Source organism: Psittacicella hinzii, assembly GCF_003585935.1.
Taxonomy (GTDB): Bacteria; Pseudomonadota; Gammaproteobacteria; order Enterobacterales; family Psittacicellaceae; genus Psittacicella; species Psittacicella hinzii.
In genome coordinates, this window is sequence record NZ_NRJG01000094.1 from 1 (window position 1) to 8,400 (window position 8,400).

An 8,400-nucleotide genomic window follows, 5' to 3' on the forward strand; every position below is an offset into this window, starting at 1 on the left:
GCCGTTAGCTCAGTCGGTAGAGCAGCGGACTTTTAATCCGTTTGTCGAAGGTTCGAATCCTTCACGGCCCACCATTTTTTTTCTTTGCCCTTATGGGCCGTTAGCTCAGTCGGTAGAGCAGCGGACTTTTAATCCGTTTGTCGAAGGTTCGAATCCTTCACGGCCCACCATTTTTTCTTTGTCCATATGGGCCGTTAGCTCAGTCGGTAGAGCAGCGGACTTTTAATCCGTTTGTCGAAGGTTCGAATCCTTCACGGCCCACCATTTTTTCTTACTCAACCATTAGGTTGATTTTTTTATGCCTAGATTTTATAGATAGCCAAGACGCTATATATCTTCCTTACACATTTAGCTCAACTATAAACTTATCCTATCCTAACATTGCAGTAATTGCAGTAATTGCAGTAATTGCAGCAGCCCCTGCCATTCCTACAAACTTCATACCCACTTCGACTTAAACAACTTCTTCAGCCATCAAATATATTTAATCACAACTCCACTTAATTTTCCAGAATCCTCCATTAGTTACATTTTTATTTTTAGTTTTAACTCTGTGCTGTACTCCTAAAAGCTACTCAACTGCTTTTTTGTAACTTTATGCTCCGAAATTTCAAAGAGTTAATAACCATCTCCATGAAATTTTATTTTTCTCCTATTGACCTACGATTTTTTTCTAGCTAATATAAAATTAATCTCCCAAGAGAGAATAAACAATTTCTTCAATATTTTTACTGACGATTATTTATCTATGGACGCAGATATTATTATCGACATTGACATTAAACCATAATGCTCTTTAGTCGAATTAATAAATCATATTCTATGCTGTACTAACAGCACGCGAACTAGTAATTCGATTAAAGAGTTTTAATAACACTTTAATTAGGATACTACAATGAGTAACACAAATTTACCAACCTTAAACGAAAAACAAGAACAATTTGCTCAAGCATTAGCTCAAGCTTTCTCTACTAACCAAGCTCTTAATATGGATGATTGGAAAGATGTAGTGACCGATGATGATACAGCTTATGCAGTAGCTGCTAAATTTAATAGCTTAAAGGGCAAAGCAACTGGTGGTTATAAGGTTTCTTTAACTTCAGAAAATACCCAAAAATTATTTAATTCAAACAGCCCATTATACGGTGCTTTAGATAATAGTCGTTGGCTAAGCAGTCCGGCTACTCTAGAATTAAAAAATTTAAATGAAGCTTTAGTTGAATGTGAATTAGTATTTACTGCTAAAGAAGAACTTTTACCAACCGATAGTTTAGAAGATCTATTACGTAAAACTACAGTTGCAGCCGGTTTAGAAGTGCCCGATGCACGCTTTGCGGCTTGGTTCCCAGCTTTACCTAAACATTTAGTAATGTCAGATGGTTCAGTAGGTGGTTTTGTGGTTTTCGGTGAAGAACGCAATGCTGCAGATGTATTTAAAACTGTAGATGATGCTGCAAAAGTACCAATGAAATTAACTTTCAATGGTGAAGAAGTGGCAACAGGTGTTTCTTCAGAAGTACTTGGTAATCCATATAAATCATTACAATGGTTAGTTGGTAAACTAGCTTCACAAGGACAAAAATTCCCAGCAGGTTTAAGAGTATCTTCAGGTACTTTTAATTTCCCACCTAGTCTAGCTGCAGGTGAATGGGAAGTTGAATATGGTTCTGGCGTTGGCAGCGTAAAACTAACAGTTAAATAATCGCTATGATAAAAGCCGTAAAGATTTACTCTTTACGGCTTTTACTCTTTAGTCATGTAAGAAAATTGGACCTATGGTTTGAGGTTTAAAGTTATATGGTTCTGGATATAAAACCTCAACTAAATATAAACCATTTGCTGGAGCAGTTGGTGGTGCTAGATTACGATCTTTAGCAGCAATTAACGCTTTAAACTCATCTACGCTAAGCTCATGCTTACCTACTTTTAATAGTGATCCCATAATATTGCGTACCATGTGATATAAAAAAGCATTAGCTTGAATATCAAAGACAATAAAATTACCTTGACGATAGAAATAAGCATGATGAATATTACGCATTGAAGTGCTTGCTTGACAACGAGCAGCTTGGAAGGATTTAAAATCTTGTTCCCCTAATAAATGTTGAGCTGCTTGATTCATTAGTTCAAGATCTAACTTATCTTGTACTAAAGTAATCAGCTCGCTTACGTGGGCGTCAAAAATACTAGCTTGCTCTTTAATTAAATAGCGGTAACGACGAGCTAACGCACTAAAACGTGCATGAAAAGTTAAATCCTCAAGTACATAACAAGCAACTACACGAATATCAGGAGGTAAATTAGCATTAGCTCCCCTTAACCAACCATAATCTGGACGTACAGCAGTTGTATAAAAGTTGATTACTTGATTAGTGCCATGTACATTTGCATCTGTGCGTCCTGCACAAAAACTTTCTACCGAATGGTTAGCCACTTTCGATAAAGCTTTTTCTAAACAACCTTGCACACTTAAGGTGTGTTGCTGACGCTGAAAACCGGCATAGTTTGAACCTTTATATGCCACGAGCATTACTACGTTATAATATTTTTGTTGCTCGTAATCGGCAGGAATGTACGGAAATGCTGTTAAATCAAGTGCAGGTGACTGCACAGAGTTTTCTAAACTACTCATAAATAAAAACGTGATTTACCTTTTATATTGTTATTTCGGCTTATTTTGCTTATAATAACAAGGCTATAAGCATTATTTAACTGAACACTTAAATTAAGTTTTGAGTTAAGCAATGATTAAAAATAAGGAATTATGTTATGGCTAAAGCTTTAGCTACTTTCTCACGCCCAGCCTTAGCGCAACAATTACAAAAACTACTCGCTCAAGATGCTTACCTTGCGCCACTAGTTGATCAAGCAATGCAAGAGCAACTATTAACTTATCTTGAGTTAATGCATAAATGGAATCAAGCCTTTAACCTTACGGCAATTAAAGATCCATCACAAATGCTAGTTAAGCATTTACTAGATTCTTTAGCCGTTGCTCCAAGTTTTGCGAACTACAATAAAGTGCTAGATGTAGGTACTGGAGCAGGTTTACCTGGTATTCCTTTAGCAATTCTTTTTGCTAAAGTTAATCCCCATATGCATTTTACGCTGCTTGATTCATTAGGCAAACGCATACAATTTTTACGTCAAGTGTTAATTCATATTCCCCTGCCTAATGTAACTATTGTACATAGCCCAGTAGAAGACTACCATGAAGAACAGTTCGACTGTATAACTTCGCGTGCTTTTACCGCTCTAGATCGCATGACTTTAGTATGTGAGCATTTACTCGCGCCAAATGGTAACTACGTACTGCTCAAGAGTTCTAAAGTAGACGAAGAAGCTAAAACCTTACCTGCGCAATTTAAAATTGAACAAGTTACAGGCATTAGCGTTCCTGGTCTAGAAGATAATGAACGTTACATTGTGGTCGTAAGCCGCAATTAGGTCATTATTATACTTGATCTTAATTTAGCCTCTACGAGAAAATAATCAAGCTGTGTTTCATTTATATAGTTCTAGAGACTATATAAAGAACAAACAGTTAAATGCAGCAGTTGGTAGGTAAAATACACAATGGTGAATTGTCCTTAATTTAAAGATCGTTGTTGTAGATAGGCAACTAATTTTTATCTACCTCTTGGATTTAAATGTAAATTGTGATATATCTATAAAAGAGAAGTGAATTAACATCCAAAAATTTACTTCCCCCTAACGCTAGTAATGACTATAAGTAATAACTATAACTATTACTTAGACCAAATTAAGACTACGTCTAAACATATTAAGAGAAGATAAGATGCTAAGATTTCTTAGCTTTTTAAGGTAAGCATATGAGTAAATATACGTTTAACACTATTTTGTGCCGTCATGTAAAAAATCTCGGCAACTTTAAAGCCTCGGAACGCCGTGGTGAGTTCTGGGTTTATACCTTTTTTATCTGGTGTTTAGTAAACATGGTATGGGAGTTTTCTCGTATCTTTTTTGCTAATTTAAGTTTTGTCTTAAATCGTCCAGAATTAGATATCTTTAATACTACTGCAGCTTTTACTTTCTTTGTAATTTTATACACCGTATTATTAACAGCAGCAAAAGTACGTCGTGCCAATGATGCTCGCATTAGTAAAAAAGTAATCTTAAGTATTATTGCTTTACAAATAGGTGCTCGTGTTTATGATCATGTGTATCATGAACTCTTAGCTTTAATGCTAGATATCGTTTTATGCATTGTCGCTTTAATTATTTTCCTATATCCATCACGTAGAGAAAATAATAAAAACTATAATCCAACAGTGTTCCCTGAAGCTGAACCAGATTATGTAGAAACCACTCGCACAGCTTCTACCTATAGAGATGAACCAACAGCAGCTCGCAATGAAAAGCAAGAAGTTACTCAATCTACTTCTCCTAACGCAACTACTAACGTAGATTCGCAAGCTAATACAGATGTATCTCTTAACACAGATCAAGCTTCTACGAGTAATCAAACTACTGCAAGCGAACGAACTACTGCAAGTGAGCAAGAAGCTACTTCTAAAGTAAACTTAACTAAAGACCCAAATTCACTTAAAGTTAATTTACGTAAAAAGAAGCCTAACCCAACTAATGCAGATAACCCTGCTGAAACCGATACTCTTGACGCAGTGGAAGTTACTGTTGAAAACCCAACCCCATTAAAAGTAGATCTACGAAAAAATAAGTAGCTCATACTAATAACAAATCCCCTCTAGATCCTAAATAGCATTTAGGCTCTAGAGGGGAATTTGTTTATCTCATGTTTAAGCTACAAATTATTTTAGTCGTGCTTAAACATCCGGAAGATTAGTTATTGGCTTTTAATACGTTTGGGCTAACTGGGATTAAGTTATTTACCGCATCACGTACAGCTAAAGTTAACACACGTGAGTTTTGGCTTGAATCATAACCAGAGTATGAACCTGTACCTAAAACTTGACGTTGATCAATTGAAATAGTTGCAGTACCAGTCGAACTTGCAACAATAGCTGAAGTTTTAACGTCAACTAAGTTTAGAGTTACTGTAGCATAAGCAATTTGTTGTTTACCTTTACCAAGGAAACCCCATAATTGTTTATCACCTTGATCACGACGACCAAACTCAGTAATAGCACCAACTACCACATAATTAGCACCTAAAGTTTGTGCTTGTTGTTTGTTATAACCGTTTTCAGTTTTTAAAGCATCTAAAGATGAACGGTTTAATACTAAGTAGTAATTCGAAGACGCTAAGCTTTGAATTAAAGTATCTAAACCTTGTTGTGGTAAAGTGTTCGAACCAGCAAAAGCACCATTATTGTAATCAGAACGATTATCAAAACGAGCTACAGCTACTTTTAATTTCTCTACATTACCAGGATTTACTTTTACTTGTACTGTTTGTTCACTTTGAGGAACAACTGCTTGGCGTTCGGTTACAGAACAGCTTGCTAATAAGAAAGCTGCTGCGCCTAAAGATAAAGCTAATGATAGTTTTTTCATAATATTATATTCTTCTTAGTTAGATTTATTAATATATCCAACTGTTATTATCTGTCCTCTTCTTAGACAACTAAAAAGACGGAAAATTTTTAAAAAATAGAATAACTCTCGTGTTTTATATCATCTTTCTTACATTAGATGACTTGGATAAGATAGCTTGAATAAGATGACTAGACAATAATTGGTATTGGAGCTATATACTTACAACTAATCTTATTTTTTCAGATTTTGACGTAAGAAATTGATATAACCTTTAGCTTCTGGATAGAATTTGATTTCGCGGGCAAAATATTCTTCCGCTTGGTTGCGACCATTTTCATAGACAACTAAGTAATAACCGTAAGTTGCACAAGCTCCTTTATAAGGTTTACTATATGAACATAATTTTTTTAACGTTTGCGCATATGAAACTAAGTCTACTTTACTCGCATCTAGCTCATGTAACTTCTCATAAGCAGCAAACTTTTCTACTTCATTATGTCCAGACGAGAAGTAATATACTGGCGCAGTTACTTGATCTACCAGACTTGGCTGACTACAAGCGGCTAAGCTTGCTCCTATAGCTAAACAAGTAACAAGACGCAGCAGCGATTTCGAGCGCAGAGTGGATAAAGATTTAAACATTATTTCTTACTCCCTGCTTTTAGTACTTGTTCAATAAACGCTGTACTTTGATTAGTAACTTCCGCAGGAAACTCTACTAAACCGTAAAATTTTGGATCGGCGGTATTTAGGTTTTTATATTGCTGACCAGCTGCGGTTCTATCTAAATAAAGATATAGGTGCGGTGCAATATAGATTTGCCCCTTAAATTCAGTGTCAACAATTTGTCCTTTCTCGATCTCTAACTTTTTCCCAGGAACTGCTCTTGAGACATTTTGAATGCCGTACGGACCTGGTTGTAAAGCATAAATCGCTTCGGTAGGTAAGCTAAAGAAATTGTATACAACTTTATGCTTATCTAGTAAAGAACCTAGAAGTTGCGCTTCATCATCAGTTTTTACGGCATTAGATACCGCAGAGAAAATAGCCACCAGAGCTTCTAAATAACCATTTTGCGCTAGAGCTGCAGCTGTAATTTGTACTTTTAAGCTATTATTGGCTTTTACTAATTCAAAACCTTGTGCAGATACAAGACGTGCTTGCCACGAGAAAACTAGTTGATTACCAAAAAGTAAACTATTATCAGGAGTAGCTTTTTCTAAGGTTAAATAAAGCACAGCATCCGCACCAAATTTTTGCGCTAAGGTTTTGGTGGGAATATGATCTACATCTTCCCCAAAATGAATACCATTATTTTTTAATAAAGCATTACTTATCGAAACTGGGATCGGATAATAACCTAAAGTTTCTAATTGTTTAGAAAAAGCCGATTGCACATAAAGAGAGACAACCGGAGTTGAATCAATACCTTTAGGTAAAGGAATTAAAATGGTCTTAACGTTTAGGGCTTTTTGTTTTAGAGCATGCACCATTGCCGGATAGAGAATCTCAGTATTATCGGCAACTTGGGAACTCGCCACTTCTGGTGGAATATCTTTTACTACCAGAGCTTGCGCAGAAAAAGACCCTAAAACGCCTAAAGTCATTAGACCAGCAAGTTTACAATATTTAAAGATCATATATTTTTTAAGTTAAGTAAAAGGGAGAGTACAACCACTCTCCCTAAAAAATTTATAGTAGCTGGAAGTTAAAATAATTCGTCAGCTAAAGTTCCTAATTCTTCTTCCGAAGTTTCTTCACCACCTACAGTTAGTAGATCAGTGTTTTGTAATAATTTGTCTTTGATTTTGAATTCTAACTCTTGAGCAATTTCAGGATTAGCTTCTAACCATTCAATAGCTTTAGCTTTCCCTTGACCAATTTTTTGCCCTTCGTATGAATACCAAGCACCAGCTTTTTCAATAAAGCCTTGAGCCGCACCGATATCGATGATTTCACCAGCTTTATTAATCCCTTTATTGAAGACAATATCAAAAATCGCTTCTCTAAATGGAGGTGCTACTTTATTTTTCACTACTTTAACGCGAGTAGTATTGGCAATTACGTTTTCTTTATCTTTAACTTGGGCTGTACGACGAATATCTAAACGTACAGAAGCATAGAAACGTAGAGCATTACCACCAGTAGTAGTTTCTGGGTTACCAAACATCACCCCGATTTTCATACGAATCTGGTTAATAAAAATTACTAGAGTATTAGATTGTTTAACCGCACCAGTTAATTTACGTAAAGCTTGTGACATTAAACGAGCTTGTAAACCAACGTGGCTATCACCCATGTTACCTTCAATTTCTGCACGTGGAGTTAAAGCTGCTACTGAGTCAATAACTACTACGTCAACCCCGTTTGAACGTACAAGAGTTTCAACGATTTCTAAAGCTTGTTCACCATTATCTGGTTGTGAAATAAATAAGTTTTCTAAATCCACCCCGATTTTTTTCGCGTAAGATGGATCTAAAGCATTCTCGGCGTCAATATAAGCACAGTTTAGATTATTTTTTTGTGCCTGTGCTACTACAGATAACGCAACTGTAGTTTTACCTGAAGATTCTGGACCAAAAATTTCAACCACACGACCTTGAGGTAAACCACCTACCCCAAGAGCAATATCTAGACTTAAAGAACCTGTTGAAATGGTTGGAATATTTAAGTCTGGTGATTCACTCATACGGAAAATTGAACCTTTACCGTATTTTTTCTCAATCATGCCAAATGCGGCTTCAAAACTTTTTCTTCTTTCGGTATTATTATCTGCCATGTTTGTACCTTAATTTTTTTATTATTCCGTTTAAAAATTATTTTTTTCCGTCATAAAATATTTATTATTCCAACTTTATCTTAATTTTCCTTGAGTTAAATTTATTTTTAATAGGAGATAATAATTATCAGATGACAAGTATA

General features: G+C 35.5%; 8 protein-coding genes and 2 tRNA genes. 5 read left to right on the top strand and 5 right to left on the bottom strand.

The features are described from left to right. Positions 1 to 94 precede the first annotated feature (94 nt). The 3 genes from CKF58_RS05240 (at position 95) to CKF58_RS05250 (ending at position 1,702) form a co-directional block, all read left to right on the top strand. Positions 95 to 170: transfer RNA gene (locus tag CKF58_RS05240), tRNA-Lys, on the top strand. An 18-nt stretch (positions 171 to 188) separates the two neighbouring features. Continuing rightward, positions 189 to 264: transfer RNA gene (locus tag CKF58_RS05245), tRNA-Lys, on the top strand. A gap of 631 nt (positions 265 to 895) precedes the next feature. Further along, positions 896 to 1,702, top strand: a complete 807-nt coding sequence (locus tag CKF58_RS05250) for a 2-keto-4-pentenoate hydratase (RefSeq protein ID WP_119531679.1) — start codon at positions 896 to 898, stop codon at positions 1,700 to 1,702. A 48-nt stretch (positions 1,703 to 1,750) separates the two neighbouring features. Here the strand turns inward: CKF58_RS05250 and truA are convergent, their stop codons facing one another. Further along, positions 1,751 to 2,530 carry a tRNA pseudouridine(38-40) synthase TruA gene (gene truA / locus CKF58_RS05255; protein ID WP_222987722.1) on the bottom strand — a complete coding sequence of 260 codons (780 nt, stop codon included), beginning with the start codon at positions 2,528 to 2,530 and terminating at the stop codon, positions 1,751 to 1,753. 239 nt (positions 2,531 to 2,769) lie between these two features. Here truA and rsmG point away from each other — a divergent pair, with 239 nt between their 5' ends. Next, the gene (gene rsmG, locus CKF58_RS05260) at positions 2,770 to 3,447 is read left to right on the top strand and encodes a 16S rRNA (guanine(527)-N(7))-methyltransferase RsmG (protein ID WP_119531683.1); all 678 of its coding nucleotides are present in this window, start codon (positions 2,770 to 2,772) and stop codon (positions 3,445 to 3,447) included. 386 nt (positions 3,448 to 3,833) lie between these two features. Continuing rightward, complete coding sequence (locus CKF58_RS05265; RefSeq protein WP_119531685.1) at positions 3,834 to 4,703, top strand: DUF805 domain-containing protein; 870 nt, start codon at positions 3,834 to 3,836, stop codon at positions 4,701 to 4,703. Positions 4,704 to 4,821: 118 nt separating this feature from the next. Here CKF58_RS05265 and CKF58_RS05270 read toward each other — a convergent pair whose 3' ends face one another. The 4 genes from CKF58_RS05270 to recA form a co-directional block, all read right to left on the bottom strand. Next, positions 4,822 to 5,496, bottom strand: a complete 675-nt coding sequence (locus CKF58_RS05270; RefSeq protein WP_119531687.1) for a CsgG/HfaB family protein — start codon at positions 5,494 to 5,496, stop codon at positions 4,822 to 4,824. Between the two features lie 213 nt (positions 5,497 to 5,709). After that, complete coding sequence (locus tag CKF58_RS05275) at positions 5,710 to 6,120, bottom strand: hypothetical protein (RefSeq protein WP_119531689.1); 411 nt, start codon at positions 6,118 to 6,120, stop codon at positions 5,710 to 5,712. Continuing rightward, entirely contained in the window at positions 6,120 to 7,118 is a 999-nt protein-coding gene (locus CKF58_RS05280; RefSeq protein ID WP_119531691.1) for a GNA1162 family protein, read from the bottom strand. Before CKF58_RS05280 ends, CKF58_RS05275 begins: the two co-directional genes overlap by 1 nt. Positions 7,119 to 7,186: 68 nt before the next feature. Next, positions 7,187 to 8,257 carry a recombinase RecA gene (recA, locus tag CKF58_RS05285; protein ID WP_119531693.1) on the bottom strand — a complete coding sequence of 357 codons (1,071 nt, stop codon included), beginning with the start codon at positions 8,255 to 8,257 and terminating at the stop codon, positions 7,187 to 7,189. Between the last annotated feature and the right edge of the window lie 143 nt (positions 8,258 to 8,400).